The sequence below is a fragment of the Arthrobacter sp. Dra40 genome, assembly GCF_059091905.1.
Genome location: NZ_JBNHHB010000015.1, coordinates 1 through 14,953, shown reverse-complemented (window position 1 = coordinate 14,953; position 14,953 = coordinate 1). Strand labels below are relative to the sequence as shown.

General features: G+C 65.6%; 14 protein-coding genes and 1 pseudogene. 5 read left to right on the top strand and 10 right to left on the bottom strand.

Annotation, left to right across the window (positions count from 1 at the left end):
* Positions 1-42 precede the first annotated feature (42 nt).
* Positions 43-567: an NUDIX hydrolase gene (locus AC5RWT_RS09670; RefSeq protein ID WP_241914109.1), complete on the bottom strand. Its 525-nt coding sequence runs from the start codon at positions 565-567 to the stop codon at positions 43-45.
* Positions 568-669: 102 nt separating this feature from the next.
* On the opposite strand from AC5RWT_RS09670, the gene AC5RWT_RS09665 reads away from it, so the two are divergent.
* The 5 genes from AC5RWT_RS09665 (at position 670) to AC5RWT_RS09645 (ending at position 6,609) form a co-directional block, all read left to right on the top strand.
* A complete protein-coding gene (locus AC5RWT_RS09665; RefSeq protein WP_494080060.1) occupies positions 670-2,136 on the top strand; it encodes a CCA tRNA nucleotidyltransferase in 1,467 nt (488 codons plus the stop codon).
* Positions 2,137-2,138: 2 nt separating this feature from the next.
* On the top strand, positions 2,139-2,813 hold the full coding sequence (locus tag AC5RWT_RS09660; protein WP_494080095.1) for a histidine phosphatase family protein: 675 nt from the start codon (positions 2,139-2,141) through the stop codon (positions 2,811-2,813).
* Between the two features lie 656 nt (positions 2,814-3,469).
* Positions 3,470-4,009 carry a hypothetical protein gene (locus tag AC5RWT_RS09655; RefSeq protein ID WP_494080059.1) on the top strand — a complete coding sequence of 180 codons (540 nt, stop codon included), beginning with the start codon at positions 3,470-3,472 and terminating at the stop codon, positions 4,007-4,009.
* A 360-nt stretch (positions 4,010-4,369) separates the two neighbouring features.
* On the top strand, positions 4,370-4,630 hold the full coding sequence (locus tag AC5RWT_RS09650) for a GlsB/YeaQ/YmgE family stress response membrane protein (protein WP_494043294.1): 261 nt from the start codon (positions 4,370-4,372) through the stop codon (positions 4,628-4,630).
* A gap of 290 nt (positions 4,631-4,920) precedes the next feature.
* The gene (locus AC5RWT_RS09645) at positions 4,921-6,609 is read left to right on the top strand and encodes a formate--tetrahydrofolate ligase (RefSeq protein WP_494043293.1); all 1,689 of its coding nucleotides are present in this window, start codon (positions 4,921-4,923) and stop codon (positions 6,607-6,609) included.
* A gap of 49 nt (positions 6,610-6,658) precedes the next feature.
* Here the strand turns inward: AC5RWT_RS09645 and AC5RWT_RS09640 are convergent, their stop codons facing one another.
* The 9 genes and pseudogenes from AC5RWT_RS09640 to AC5RWT_RS09600 all read right to left on the bottom strand — a co-directional run.
* Positions 6,659-7,759, bottom strand: a complete 1,101-nt coding sequence (locus tag AC5RWT_RS09640) for an acyltransferase (RefSeq protein WP_494080058.1) — start codon at positions 7,757-7,759, stop codon at positions 6,659-6,661.
* 87 nt (positions 7,760-7,846) lie between these two features.
* Complete coding sequence (locus AC5RWT_RS09635; protein ID WP_494080057.1) at positions 7,847-8,932, bottom strand: inositol-3-phosphate synthase; 1,086 nt, start codon at positions 8,930-8,932, stop codon at positions 7,847-7,849.
* A 135-nt stretch (positions 8,933-9,067) separates the two neighbouring features.
* On the bottom strand, positions 9,068-9,499 hold the full coding sequence (locus AC5RWT_RS09630) for a DUF6766 family protein (protein ID WP_494080056.1): 432 nt from the start codon (positions 9,497-9,499) through the stop codon (positions 9,068-9,070).
* Between the two features lie 116 nt (positions 9,500-9,615).
* On the bottom strand, positions 9,616-10,044 hold the full coding sequence (locus AC5RWT_RS09625; RefSeq protein WP_494080055.1) for a hypothetical protein: 429 nt from the start codon (positions 10,042-10,044) through the stop codon (positions 9,616-9,618).
* Positions 10,045-10,116: 72 nt separating this feature from the next.
* Complete coding sequence (locus AC5RWT_RS09620) at positions 10,117-11,364, bottom strand: DUF6716 putative glycosyltransferase (protein WP_494080054.1); 1,248 nt, start codon at positions 11,362-11,364, stop codon at positions 10,117-10,119.
* On the bottom strand, positions 11,361-12,476 hold the full coding sequence (locus AC5RWT_RS09615; RefSeq protein WP_494080053.1) for a hypothetical protein: 1,116 nt from the start codon (positions 12,474-12,476) through the stop codon (positions 11,361-11,363). The genes AC5RWT_RS09620 and AC5RWT_RS09615 overlap by 4 nt, the downstream gene beginning before the upstream one ends.
* 7 nt (positions 12,477-12,483) lie before the next feature.
* Positions 12,484-13,839, bottom strand: coding sequence for a polysialyltransferase family glycosyltransferase (locus tag AC5RWT_RS09610; RefSeq protein ID WP_494080052.1), 1,356 nt, complete (start codon positions 13,837-13,839; stop codon positions 12,484-12,486).
* On the bottom strand, positions 13,836-14,807 hold the full coding sequence (locus tag AC5RWT_RS09605) for a glycosyltransferase family 2 protein (protein WP_494080051.1): 972 nt from the start codon (positions 14,805-14,807) through the stop codon (positions 13,836-13,838). The genes AC5RWT_RS09610 and AC5RWT_RS09605 overlap by 4 nt, the downstream gene beginning before the upstream one ends.
* A 9-nt stretch (positions 14,808-14,816) precedes the next feature.
* Positions 14,817-14,953: pseudogene (locus tag AC5RWT_RS09600) on the bottom strand (N-acetylneuraminate synthase family protein); the annotation flags it as partial.

Sequence of the window (14,953 nt, the reverse complement as noted above, 5' to 3'; positions counted from 1 at the left end):
TGTTCTCACCTGAACAACGGCCGGAGGGCCGCACTGGCGTCCTCAGACGTGTCCGGGCAGGACTTCCCGGGCCAGGTCAACGATCCGCCGTTCGTTCGGGAAGGACAGCTTCCGGCCCAAGTCCGCCAACGGCACCCACGCCACGTCGACTGCCTCATGGTCCGGGTCATTCTCTATGGTGAGCAGGCCGCCGGTGGCCTCGAGCAGGAAGTGGTGCACGGTCTTGTGGACGCGGTGGCCGCTGACGGTGAACCAGTAGTCGATGCTGCCGAGCGTGGCCAGCACCCGTCCCTTAATTCCCGTTTCTTCTTCAACTTCGCGGACGGCCGCCTCTTCATTGGTTTCCCGGCCCTCCGGGTGGCCCTTGGGCAGGCACCACTCGAGCCTGCCGCCGCGATTGAAACGGGCGATGATCGCCACGTTCAGGTCGCTGGTGGACGTATCCACCACCACGCCGCCGGCCGAGATTTCCTCCACGGTGGGCAACGAATGGTGTCCGGGCGCGGCACTGCCCACTGACGCTGTCAGTGGGGTGCGCTTCGGGGCGCTCGGAACCGGGTGTGCCATGCGTCCACTCTAACGATTTTTGTCACGACCCGAGGATGCCGACGCCGAGCCGCCGGGACATTGTTAAACATCGTGCCCGGCATCTGGCACGCTTAAGTCACTATGGTTCACCTTTTTGGTTCGCAGTTCCCTCCCGCAACCGGCTCCAACGCCCCGTCCCTGCCGTTGCCGGCAGTGGTGATCGAACTGGGAGAGCTCTTTGCAGACGCGGGCCACGAACTCTCGCTGGTCGGCGGGCCCGTGCGCGATTTGTTCCTGGGTCGCATCTCCCCGGACCTCGACTTCACCACCGACGCCGATCCGGACGCCACCATCGCCGTCGTCAAAAAATGGGCGGACACGTTCTGGGAGATCGGCCGCGACTTCGGCACCATCGGCATGCGCAAGGGCCAGCACACCATCGAGGTGACCACATACCGGGCGGAGGCCTACGACCCGGATTCCCGCAAGCCCGTGGTGGCGTTCGGAACGTCCCTGGAGGACGACCTGTTCCGCCGCGATTTCACCATGAACGCCATGGCGCTGCGGCTGCCCTCGCTGGAACTGGTGGACCCCTATGGCGGCGTGAAGGATCTGCACGCGGGCCTGCTGCGCACCCCGGGCGCGCCGTCGTCGTCGTTCTCCGATGATCCCCTGCGGATGATGCGCGCCGCGCGGTTCGCCTCGCAGCTGGGGGTCACCGTGGCGCCCGAGGTGGCGGCAGCCATGAAGGACATGGCCGGCCGGATCGAGATCATCTCCGCCGAACGCGTCCGCGACGAACTGGTCAAGCTGGTCAACGGCAAGGACCCGCGCACCGGTGTGGATCTGCTGGTGGACACCGGGTTGGCCGACCATGTGCTGCCGGAAGTCGCCGCGCTGCGGTTGGAAATCGATGAGCACCACCGGCACAAGGACGTCTACCAACACTCGCTCACCGTGCTGGAGCAGGCCTGCAACCTGGAGACGGACGACGACGGCGCACTGCCGGGTCCGGACTTCGTCCTGCGGTTTGCCGCCCTGATGCACGACGTCGGCAAGCCGGCTACCCGCCGCTTCGAACCATCAGGTGCGGTCAGCTTCCGCCACCACGACATGGTGGGCTCCAAACTCACCGCCAAGCGGATGAAGAAGCTGCGCTTCGACAACGACACCATCAAGGCCGTGTCCCGGCTGGTGGAACTGCATATGCGTTTCTACGGCTACGGCGAGGCCGGCTGGACGGATTCGGCCGTCCGCCGCTACGTCAACGACGCCGGGCCGCTGCTGGAACGCCTTCACCGGCTGACCCGCTCCGATGTCACCACGCGCAACAAGCGCAAGGCAGAGCAGTTGGCCTTTGCCTACGACGACCTGGAGCAGCGCATCGCCACGTTGCAGGAGCAGGAGCAGCTTGAGGCCGTGAGGCCGGACCTGGACGGCGCCCGGATCATGGCGCTGCTGGGCATCAAGCCCGGGCCGTTGGTCGGCCGGGCGTACAGGTTCTTGTTGGAAGAACGGCTGGAAAACGGGCCGGCGGCGCCGGAAGAGGCTGAGGCGAAACTACTGGCTTGGTGGCGGGAACAACCGGAATTTTCGGAGCAGCCCTAGCCATGGCCGCGGGTGGTCCGCAGGATTTCCCGGTGCTGTGGTTGATGCGCCACGGCGAAACCGAGTGGTCGCGGGATCACCGGTACACCGGGCTGACGGACCTGGAGCTCACGCCGGCCGGCGTCCAGCAGGCCCGTGACGCCGCTGCGAAGCTGGCCGGAGTCCGTTTTCATACCGTCCTGACGTCTCCCTTGCTCCGTGCGCGACGGACCGCCGAGCTGGCCGGTTATCCGGAAGCGGAAGTGGTGCCGGAAGCGCACGAGTGGGACTACGGGGACTATGAAGGGCTACAGAGTGCCGAGATCCGGGCCAAGGATCCCTCGTACCTGATCTGGACCCACGGCGTCCGCGGCGGCGAGTCGCTGCAACAGGTGGCGGACCGGGCCGACCGCGTCATCGCGAAAGTACTGGACGGCGGCCCCGGGGCAGCGTTCAGCCGCGCGACTTCCGTCGGGGCTTCCGCAGGCCGCCCGCCGGCCCCCGGCCCAACGTCGTCCGACACGTCCGAACCGCGGCAGGTGCTGCTGGTGGCCCACGGACACTTCCTCCGCGTGCTGGCCGCCCGGTGGCTCGGGATGGAACCGGTCGAGGGCCGGCATTTTGTCCTCGAGACCGCTGCCGTCTGCCGGTTGGGATGGGATAAAAAGACGCCCGCGATAGCCGGGTGGAACCTCTAGCCACATAGCGGGCAGAGGTGGTATCGAAAAGGAGGCACCGCCGTCGTTCTGCGGCGTGTTGATGAGGACACCGCTCGGCGACGCAAACGGGGTCCGATTCCGCCTCCTGCCGGTGAGCAGTCAGCAGGCGAAGCGGCACAGGGAACGTGGTGCCAATCGGCCGGCGGACAGTTGTAGCGACACGCCGTCAATCGCTGCAACTATTCTCCACTCGATGAGCTGTGGAGATTTTCCGCGCTTGACCCCCTCCTGTGAGGGTGCGGGCAAGCGTCAGCCGTCGTTTTGCGGCGTGTTGATGAGGACACGCCGGTGGAAAGAAGAAAACGCCCACAAGTTCCGCGAACTGGCTAGGCAGAAGCAGCCGTCGTCGGGTACGTTAAACACGTCCGATTGAACTTTCTCAATCAGGAGAGTTGGATCCGGACTGTTTCTATTGGCGCTCTTAAGAAAGGGAGGTGGGATCTGTGAATATGACCAAGACGCCGGGCGGAGTGTTTAACTCCTTCGCCGCGCTCCGACGACCCGCCTCCGCCATTTCTGCGCACTAGAACTTCGCTGATTGGGCCGGTTCATGTCATGAACCGTTTTTCGCTCATCGCCGCATTTCTCTAGCTCTCCCGCGCGGAGGCCTCACCTTCTTGTTTGAGGACTTCGCTATGAGCACCCTTACCGCATTTCACTCTGCCCTTGTGGTCACTTCTGCCGGTTCTTCAACAACCGCCAAGGGCTTCGTACCGGCAGCCGAAATTCCCGCGGATTCCGCCATGCTTCCTGCCCGAATTCCCGCCCATTCCCGAGAGGAAACCCTGATGAAACCGCTGGATGCAGCCATATCGCCTGCACCCGAACGATCCCTCCGTCCGTCCGCACCGCGTCCGTCCGATGAGGGGCAGCGCGGCCACGGCCAGCTGATCAGCGCCGGCAGCTTGCGCGGCCTTGATGCAGCCGCCGGTCCCGGAGGCAGTGTTGCCGAAGGCACCGCCTCCGAAGCTTCCGACTCCGCACGGCCGGCGCCCGGACAAGCCGCAGCTGCGACGATGCCGAATTTCTTGGACAGGCAGGAGGTGAATGCCGTGATCCGCAAGCTCCGCCAGAGCGTCTCGCTCTGGAAACGAATACAGAACGTGCGTGTTGATGATCAGCGCTTGGAACAAGTGCGCGACAATCTGCTGTCGCACCAGCAGCTCATCCGCTGAAGTTCCCAGCCAAGCAGGTGCAACTAAATACGCCGTCCTGTAGGGGACACTTTCGCGAGGAGGATCCGATGAATCACATTGGACCCGATGTAGCTGAGGCCCGCGCCCGGGTTGCTGCCCGGCGCGGGCTTCCGCCTTTAACCGGGCACGCGACTGCACCACCGCAGCTGCACAACCCGGCTTCCGAACCAGCATCGCCGCTAACCATTCGCGGGATCCGCGCCACCGCTGCGGAAGGCCTTTTGTCTTGCTCCTTGGCGGCTCATCGGACCAGGACTGAGCCCATCAGTCTGATGGAACGTTTTGCCATTGATCGCTAAGTATGCTTATCGTAGAGGCATCGCAACCTGAGGAGGCAACATGATCGGTTTCATTATCGCTGGGCTCGTTATCGGAGCACTTGCTCGCCTGATCAAGCCCGGAAAGCAGAACCTGGGCCTCGTGGCCACGCTGCTGCTTGGCATTGTCGGAGCGATCATCGGCGGTGTCATCGCTAACCTGCTGGGCACCGGGGACATCTTCGAGCTGAACGTCATTGGATTCATCGTCGCGGTTGTCGCAGCGGTGCTCCTGATCGGTGTGGCTGAGAGCCTGTCCGGTCGTCGGGCGGTCCGCCGCTAACGGCCGCAACACCGAAACAAGCAGAGGGCCTGCCGCGCGATTGCGCGGCAGGCCCTCTCTGCGTTCGGGCAACGGAAGCCAGCGGACCAACCAGCCCAGTCACGGAAACCCACCTGTTCCGGTCGGCGAGAGGTGGATCGCTTCTGACTCCGCGCGCCGGCGAGGAAAACGTTGCAGCGGGCCCCCGTATTTGATCCGGCACGGACCGGTGACGGCGGCGTTTGCGGCTGATACGTTGGCTGTGGCAGCAATGCTGCCCACATGGCCCATGCGAGGGAAGAAGGACGAAGATGTCTGAACCGGCTCCGCTGACCGATCTGGAGATTGCCCGCCGCGCTACTTTGCGGCCGATTACCGAGATTGCCGAGGCGGTGGGAATCCCGGATGAGGCACTGGAACTCTACGGCAGCTACAAGGCGAAAATCGATCCCGCCAAGCTCGGCGCGGGCTTTGCGGAACCCCGCGGGCAGGTGGTCTTGGTGACCGCTATGTCGCCGACCCCGGCAGGCGAGGGCAAGTCGACGCTGACGGTGGGATTGGCGGACGCGCTGGCAAAGGCCGGGCACAAGACCATGGTGGCCATCCGGGAACCCTCGCTGGGACCGATTCTGGGCATGAAGGGCGGGGCGACCGGCGGCGGCTACTCGCAGGTGCTCCCGATGGATGACATCAACCTGCACTTCACCGGGGACTTCCACGCCATTACCTCGGCCAACAACGCGTTGATGGCGCTCGTGGATAACCACATCTACCAAGGCAATGCCCTGGGCATCGACCCGCGGCGGCTAACGTTCAGGCGGGTCCTGGACATGAACGACCGGGCGCTGCGCCAAGTCGTGATCGGGCTCGGCGGCCCAACCCAGGGAGTGCCGCGCGAAGCGGGCTTCGACATCACGGTGGCCTCCGAGGTGATGGCCGTATTCTGCCTCGCGTCCGGCCCGGCCGACCTGAAGGCACGGCTGTCGCGCATCACCGTCGGCTACACCTACGATCGCAAGCCGGTGACAGTGGCGGATTTGGGCGTGCAGGGCGCCCTGGCCATGCTGCTCAAAGACGCCATCAAGCCAAACCTGGTGCAAACCATCGCCGGCACGCCCGCCTTTGTGCACGGCGGCCCGTTCGCCAACATCGCCCACGGCTGCAACTCGCTGCTCGCCACCCAGACCGCCCGCCGGCTCGCCGACGTCGTGGTCACGGAGGCCGGGTTCGGCTCGGATCTGGGCGCCGAGAAGTTCATGGACATCAAGGCCCGGGTCGGGGGATTCGCGCCGTCGGCCATCGTGGTGCTGGCCACCATCCGCTCCCTGAAGATGCACGGAGGCATTCCCAAGGACCAACTCAAGGAGCCCAATCTGGAAGCCGTCCAGGCCGGCATCGCCAACCTCGAACGGCACGTGGACAACGCCGCCAAGTTCGGGCTCACACCGGTGGTGGCCATCAACAAGTTCACCTCCGACAGCACAGAGGAACTGGACTGGGTGCTGGACTGGTGCCGGCAGAAGGGCGTTGAAGCTGCGGTGGCCGATGTCTGGGCGCAAGGCGGCGGCGGGACCGGCGGCGACGCGCTGGCCGAGAAGGTGGCACAGGTGCTGCAGCAGCAACAGTCCTTCTCACCGCTGTACGACCTGGACCTGACGGTGGAGAAAAAGATCGAGACCATCGCCCAGCAGATCTACGGCGCGGACCATGTGGAGTTCACCAGTCCGGCCCGCAAGCGGTTGGCCGAGATCGAGGCCAACGGCTGGGGCAAATTGCCGGTCTGCATGGCCAAGACGCAGTATTCCTTCACCGATGACCCTTCGGTCCTAGGGGCCCCCAGCGGTTTCAGCATCACCGTGCGCGACCTGATCCCCAAGACCGGCGCGGGCTTCATCGTGGCGCTGACGGGCGACGTGATGACCATGCCGGGGCTGCCGAAGGAACCGGCGGCGGGCCGGATGGACGTGGACGACGACGGCGTCATCACCGGACTCTTCTAGCGCCACCAGGGGTGGTTTCCCGGCCTGCCCGGCTGGCGACGTCCTGCGTTCAAAACACGCGGTTCAGCACCGGAGTCCGCAGTGCCACCAAGGTCAGGGCGAAGGAGCCGATGGTGGCTATGGAGAACTTCAGCGAGATCAGCGCCAGCGTCGGCTCATGGTCGGGGAAGACGTGGAACGTCAACCAGGTCAGGAACAGGTAGTGGCAGAGGAACACCCCGAAGGAGGCGTTCGACAGCTGGATCAGCGTCCGTCCCAGCCAGCTGGCCGGCTGCCACCCGGCCAGCAGATGGTACGTGGCGGTAAAGATGCATAGGGCTGCCGCGGTCACGCCCAGCCCCACGTAACTCGACGGGGTGATGATGTTGAGCAGCGGGGTGGAATCCTTGTGGATCCAGTGCCAGATGTTGAAAACGGAGAGCACGACGGCGGCGCCTCCTGCCGCTATGGCGGCACCGCGGGGGACGCGCAACTGGGTAAGAACCCAGCCCGCCATGAAGTAGCCCAGATAGGGGAACCACTGGGTCAGGATGTTCCACGGGTACTCCCAGCCCCACTCGAACTGGATGCCGGCCGCCTGCAGGCAGAACAGCGCCAGGGTCAGCACCAGCACGGCACAGGTCGCGGCCGCGGCGCGCCGCAGTGGAACCCGGTTCAGGTAGCCGGCCAGCGGCGGCGCCACCAGATACAGGCCCAAGATCAGCCACAGGAAGTAGAGGTGCGGATACACCTGGGTGTCGAAGACTGACACCAGCACCTCGCGCGGATCCAGTTGGCGGCCCAGGATCAGGTAATTGCCAATGAAGATGTAGACCAGATGCCACACCACCAGGGCAGGCAGCAGCCGCAGCGCGCGCTTCCGGTAGAAAGCCCTGGCGCCCTCGGTATGCGCCCGCGGTGCCAGCACCAAGGCGCCGGAGATGGTGACGAAGACCGGCACAACCCAGATGAACGCGATGTCGATGATCGCTGCCGGCAGCCAATCGGGCTGCGAGCGGGCGTCGTCGTCGCCGGCCAACTCGCCGAAGGAGTGGATGGCCACCACTCCCACAATGCTGACGATGCGCAGGATGTCCAGGGCATAGTTGCGGCGCGGGCGAGGGGCCGCTCCGTCAAGCTGCCCGGAAGGGGACGGGGAGGGTACGGCCATGGCCCCAATCTACCCGGGCACAGTTGCCGCCCCGGCAAAGGTTAAGGGCCGGTCCTTGGTGGACCGGCCCCTAACCTGGAGTGCGTCTTAGTTGTCAGACTCGCCGCGGATGAAGGCTTCGACCTTCTCGCGGGCGGTTTCGTCGTCGTACTGCTCCGGCGGGGACTTCATGAAGTAGCTCGACGCCGACAGGATCGGTCCGCCGACGCCGCGGTCCAGGGCGATCTTGGCCGCGCGGATCGCGTCGATGATCACGCCCGCAGAGTTCGGGGAGTCCCAGACTTCGAGCTTGTACTCGAGCGAGACCGGGGCATCGCCGAAGTTGCGGCCCTCCAGCCGAACGAATGCCCACTTGCGGTCGTCCAGCCAGGCCACGTAGTCGGAGGGGCCGATGTGCACGTCGTCGTCGCCCAGTACGGCAGACGTGTTCGAGGTGACGGCCTGGGTCTTGGAGATCTTCTTGGACTCCAGACGCTCGCGCTCAAGCATGTTCTTGAAGTCCATGTTGCCGCCGACGTTGAGCTGGTAGGTCCGGTCCAGGACCACGCCGCGGTCTTCGAACAGTTTGGCCATCACGCGGTGGGTGATGGTGGCACCGATCTGGCTCTTGATGTCGTCGCCGACAATCGGAACGCCGGCGGCGGTGAACTTGTCCGCCCATTCCTTGGTCCCGGCAATGAAGACCGGAAGCGCGTTGACAAAGGCCACGCCGGCGTCAATGGCGCACTGGGCGTAGAACTTGGCTGCCTGCTCGGAACCGACCGGCAGGTAGCAGACCATGACGTCAACCTTGGCGTCACGCAGCGCAGCAACCATGTCCACGGGCTCGTCGTCGGATTCCACGATGGTCTCGCGGTAGTACTTGCCCAGGCCATCCAGCGTGTGGCCGCGCTGTACCTTGATGCCGGTGGGCGGAACGTTGGCAATCTTGATGGTGTTGTTCTCGCTGGCTCCGATCGCGTCAGCCAGGTCCAGACCCACCTTCTTGCCGTCCACGTCAAACGCCGCGACGAACTGCACGTCGTCGACGTGATAGGCGCCGAATGCGACGTGCATCAGTCCGGGGATCGTTGCGCTCGGGTCGGCGCCACGGTAGTAGTGGACGCCCTGGACCAGCGAGGCCGCACAGTTTCCAACACCGACGATCGCTACCCGGATGGGGTTCTCTGCCACGGTTCTCCTTCGAAACACTTCTGTCTGGCCGCCACGCCGATGGCGGGCAGCCTATCCAGTCTACGCCGTCTTTCAACACCCTGCCGGGCCAAACCATTCCCGAGAGGGCAGCGCTATTTCCGGGCGGGCCGGGGGCTAACCGCTCACTGCAGTGGAATCGTGCGACTGCCCCACCGGCTTGGACTCGGGCGACCCACGCTGGCGCAGGTAGACGGACAGGATCACCATGGACCAGACGGCCAAAAATTCGGACTGCCAGTTCTGCAGTGTCCGGTTCCAAAACTCCGGGGAGCCCAGATAATCACCCCAGCTGCCCAAATCCTGCAGGTTGCCGATCTGGCTCTCGGCGAAAGCGCTGAAGCCGCTGATCGACTGCACCAACCAGGACCCCACAAAGATGGCGCCCATCATCAGGCCCAGCGAGTTCGAGAACACTTTGGTGCGCCAGCCGCCTGCCTTGGCCCACTTGGGTGAATCCGGCCGGGCGAACCGGGCCAGAAGTTGTTCCTTGTCCGACTCCTTGCCCCGCTTGTCCAACTCCTTAGACTCTGGGGAGCCTTTCTGCACGAACCAAATGCTGCGAGCAGCGGATGGTGTTTCATCGGGCCAGCACCCCGATCGCTGCCATGAAGATCAGCCCGGCTGTGATGACTACCAGCACGATCCAAAAAGACCAGCGCATCTCAGCTTCCGTCCACTTCGCAGTCGTAGGGGCGTTCACCGCGGAAGGTGCAGCCCGCGCCGAGGACCTTCCATCGGTCTCCCGATCGGGTGAGGAACATGGTGTCCGTGTCCAGCACCACCTGCGCGTTCCGTCCATACGCCTGGCTCCCGGTCACCTTTCCGGCAGCGGGCAGGTCCAGTTGCAGGACCTTCCGCGAGCAGCTGCCGGGCTCGTCGCCCTCGGTTTCTTCCACCGCCACCGGGGCCAAGAAGTCGCACGCTGCGGCACCATCGCCAGCTTGGACTGCGGTCAGGAACCCGCTAGCGGCGGCGGCATCCTCACTGCCCGGGTTCAACGATGAACATCCGGCGGCCCCGAGGGCCAGCACCAGGAGTGCCGCCAACGACGGAAGCTGCCGCAGGCGCCGGCTGGAGCGACTCGTCTGCATTTTTCCTCCTGCCCGGTCAGTACCCCGGACAAGAGCGGTTCCAAACGGTGTGCTGCTTGCCTGGTGTATTCCTCAGGCAGGAAGACGGCGGGCATTGCGCAGCCGCCGCACCAGTTTCAGGGCCGGCGAGGGCAGCACGGTGCGCAGCTTCGAGCGCATCTTGCGGCGCTGCACCGCAGCCAGCCGTTCAGGATCCGTCGCCAGTTTGCCCGCCCGGGCTCGTTCGGCGAAGTTCACCAGCAGGTCGTCCAACGGCACGGTTTGGACATGGAAGTAGTTGTCCCGCAGCCACCGATGGTCGGGGTGCCGGAACCGGGCGGCCACCAGATCCTCCAGATTCCCCACCAGTCCGGAGCCGTCGAAGACCTTGTTCAGCATCTGCTCGGACAGGCCGAAGTCGTCCAGAATCAGCACCGGCAAGCCGGCGTCGAGCGCTTCCAGGGCAGCCGTGGAGCTGACCGTGACCATCGCCGCCGCCGGCGTGAGCTGAGCGGACATGGGGCCGGTGCAGAACTGCAGTTCGTGTCCGCCGACGGCGCGTGCCGCCACCAGATCCGACCAGAGCTGGTCGAAGGGGTACTGCTCCAGGTGCGTCTGCGGCTCGCCGGCCCACGCCCGCAGCTTCACCCGCACCGACAGTTCCGGCCGGCGCCGCGCCAACGCCGCCAAGGCCTGCAGGATGGCCACGCGCTGTTCGCGCTCCACCGGAACCTTGGCCTGCGGCGCAAAGACCACCGAGCGGAGCGGGACCTGCTGCGGTTCCGGGCGGCCCGGCGAGGCCAGGAACGGCAGCCGTGAGACCAGGATCCGCTGCGGCAGCCGCATGGCGTCGGCCAGATCGCTGAACGCGCGGCATTCGGCATGGCTGTGCGTGATGAAAGCGTCGCCGAGGGCGCGGTAGTTCAGCGCCTTGCGGGTGGCCGGGAAAGCAACGCCGGGCAGCGCGGACAGCAGCGCCGGCCGGTGCGGCATCCGGGAGGCCTGCGTGAAAACTTCTTCCACCACGGGTCCGGTGGCCGCTGCCAGCACGACGTCGGCGCCCGCCAACGCGGTCCGCAGGCCCGACGCGGGGATCACCCGGGGCGCCTTGCCGGCCAGGAACGTTCCGGCGGTGGCTGCCTGGATCTGTTCCAGCGTGGGCAGAATGGGGGAGCGGACCAGCAGCACTTCGCGCTCCCAGCCTTCCCCGAGGGATTCCAGCGTGGCGCAGGCAAACTTTAGGTAGGAATCGCTGTCTGCAATCGCCAGCACGCGGAACGGCTGGACCGCGTGGTCCCCGCCGACTGGGGACTCGGCCGTGCCTTGCGGACCCAGTGTCATCGCTTGCCTCCTTCGCGCAGGGAACTGCTCAGGTGCCGGCGCAGTTCTTCCGTTGTCTCCGGCAACCACCAGTCGTCCGGTACCGGCTGTCCCTTCAGCGGTACGCCGGACGGGGCCAGGATCAGGCGCAAGGAGGCCAAGACGGTGGAGGGCAGCGCGCGGACAACCTGCCCGGGCCGCAGGCCGCGCAGCCGCATTTCCACCGGTATCGTGTGCTGTTTGACGCGGATCATCGGGTGTCCGTCCAATTCGTTGAGGAGATCCGGTTGTTCCCGGCGGTGCGGAAAATAGGCCACCGGGCCCTCCTCGGTCAGCGACCGCACCCAGTCCTTGTACGGCTCGGGCCGGATCAGTTTGTCGGCCGGCATGGCGGAACCAACCACAATGGTTGGTTCGAGGATGTTCTCGGTGATCGGCTGGGTGCCCAGCCACTCGAACCGGTGCCGTTCCAGATGGCCGCCGAGGGCCCTGAACTTCTTCTCCACGGCGTCCGGCACGGACAACGCCGTGAACACCAGCAGTCGGCCCTGGCTCGCCATCCGGCGCAGGGTCCACCACGTGGCCAGGCCCAGCGCCTTCCGCCGCATGGTCGGCACGGCCCGCGGACGGATCAGCGGGGTGGGCCCATCGCTGACCAGCATCTGCAGCAGGCTCAGCGTTGCCAGACCGTCGTCCACAATGACCAGTTCGTCGGCGACCACGCCGCGCAGGAGCTCGGTCTGTACCTTGCCGGAATAGGCGTCGCCGGTCACCCAGCGGTCCAGTTTCCGGCTGCGGACGGCGGGCAGGGCGGACGACGGCGGCGTGAACCGAACCCCGCTCGGCACCTGTGCCATCAGCGACTTCAGCGTGCTGTCCATGCCGACGGCGTCGCTGCGCGGGTGGATCAGTGTTTCCTGTCCAAGCAGGCCGGCACCGTGGGCCTCGACGGCGCTGAGCAACTGCAAAGGCGACTCTGCCCAGACGGCGGCACGGCCGAAGCGCGGGCGAATCAGTTCGCTCCGGTGCCCTCGCCGAGTTTTGGCCCCGGGCTTCGGGTGGGCCAGGCTGCGATCCACTGCCGGACCCAACTGGGGGAGGAACGCCGCCGTGACCGCTGTCTCCGTTATCACTTCCGCCTCATGAGGCCACGGCCGATTTGAGTTTGCGGACGGCACGCCGGCCCATCCGCTCGACCTTGGCCAGCGGACGCGCGCCGACAGCCGGGGGCAGTCCGCCGGGGAGCTGAAGCTTTGTCAGCCGCCGCCGCTTGAAGTAGCGCATCTGGGGTCCGTCCTGAATGCTGTGCAGATAGGTTTCCGCGCTGGGGCGGACTGCTGCCAGCGTATCTGCCTGCATGCAATAGGAAACGGCCTCGACCAGCGGCTGCAGCCGCCGGGCCGCCGGAGTGTCCGCATCTTCCTGGTCTGGCGCCTGGGCGTCCCGTTCCAAAACGGCATCGATGATGGTGACGGGCAGGCGGTTGCTGTTTTCGTACGGACTCAGCCGCTCCAACAGCAGCGCCGTCCCGACGGCCGCGGCGTCGATGTTGAACAGGTATTTAGCTGTCATCAGGGCGGTGGAGAAGCAGCTCACCACCAAGTGCGGCTGAAGCCGCTGCATGACCACTTCGGCCGGGGCGGAGGATTCCAGGATGTCCAGCTGCATGCCAAGCTCCCGTGCCGCGGCCTCGATGGAGCGGACGGCTCCCGGCCCGGCGCTGGGGTGGGGTTTGAACACGCAGTGCCGGATTCCCCGGTCTTTGGCCTTCTCGATCATCCGCCGGTGAAGCGTCACTTCTTCCTCGGCCGAGAGGATCCCCAGATCGGCCAGGTACTGGCCCAGCAGCAGGGCGGTTCCGGCGCCTGCATCCAAGGGCTGGGCTGCGGGAAGGGCACCGGGCGGCAAGGACCGGTCCAGTTCTTCCATGGCGCGGCGCAGCGAAGCCGGATCCACCGGAACCAGTTTCGGATCGTGTTCGCGCAGCAGTTGCGGGCGCAGACCCGGAACCAGATCAACGTACAGCAGGGAATCCAGCCGCTGGGCCACGGCCAACGGGACGGGGTTCCGGGTGGGGCCGTAACTCATCAGACCGTCCGAATGCACGGAGACCGGTGCGCTGGCGAAGATGCGGGCCAACGCGATCGCGGGATCCACCTGGATGGATTCGACGTAAAGGTGCACCGGTTCGCGGCCCAGCTCCCATTCCGAACGCAGCAGCTTCTGCCACAAGTCGAGGTCTTGTTCGCGGGGATTGAACTGACCGGGCCGGCGGGGCCAGAGCAGGCTGCTCAGGTCCACGACGCGGTCGAATCGGCTGGCCGTTTCGGTGAAACCCGGCGACTCGTGGAACGGGACGGTGATCTCCGGAATCATCGCGTTGTCGGTCAGCACCAAAATGCGTTCATTGTCCGTCTCCGGCAAGGCGGCGTCGTCGATGGCCGCTGCCAGCGAGACGCATTGGTACAGCGTTGAGACGACAAAAAGCTCTTTCACTTCAATGCTCCGATTGCTGTTTCCAGCGTCTTGCGCCGGCGGTCGCCGAGGGACTGCAGCCCGGCGGCGACCGCCGCATCCGGAAGGCCGGCCACGGCAGCGCGCACTCCGGACGTCAGTTCCTGGCGGACAGCCCGGGTCATGGAATCCGACCGATCGAGGTGGTGGCACGCGATGGCGAGGAATTGCCGGATGGCCTTCGGCCGAAAACGGTCTGCCTCGCGGTCTTCCGCCACCAACCGGAAGACCTCGGCGTAGCTGCGCAGGAAATCCAACTGCCTGCGGTCGAAGATTTGGCTCAGCGACGTCGCGACGCCCCGGCGGTAGAACGCGCCCAAGTGATCCGAGACCGCATAGGAGGATGCCTGCAGATGCAAGCGCCAGATCCACGGACGGTCCTCGGCGGTATGCAGTCCGTCGAGGAAATGCAGTAGGCCGGCCTCTTTGAGCGCGCTGTTAAAGATGCCGAACGGCGCGTACGGATAATCGACCATGGTCGAATCGTTCGAAGGCCCAATGTCCTGGCGAGGGTCGAGGGCGATGCCGCGCACCGCTTGCGGGGCACGGTGAACGGTCCGGACTCCGTTGGTGTGGCGGATGTGGTCCACGCGGAGGAAGTCCACGCCCAGCTGCACGATTTCCTCGGTGATCCGGGACAGGTGCCCGGGGGCGTACCAGTCGTCCGGATCGAAAAAGGTGATGTAGCGGCCGGTGGCGGCGTCCAGGCCTTGGTTGCGCGCCGCGGCCAGGCCGCCGGCGGTGTCGTTGCGGTGGATCTGCAGGCCGGGGAGCCGGCCGGTAAAGGCGGCGGCCAGCTCCCCGGTCCCGTCGGTGGAACCGTCATCGATGACGATGATTTCCATCACCGAGGGATCATCAAACTGGCGGGTCAGGCTGGTCATCGCGTCGCGGATGAAAGGTGCCTGGTCTTTCGCCGGAATGATGACGCTCAGTAATGGCTGGTTCATGAGGGGTGCTTAGCCGTCCACCCGGCGCAGCCGGGACAGCGGTGCCAGTTCGCCCGGGAACACTTGCTTGACGCCGTCGCCCATGGCATCTTCCAGGATCCGGATGTCGCGGATCAGCGCCTCGAAGCCCTTCGGCTCCAGCGAGG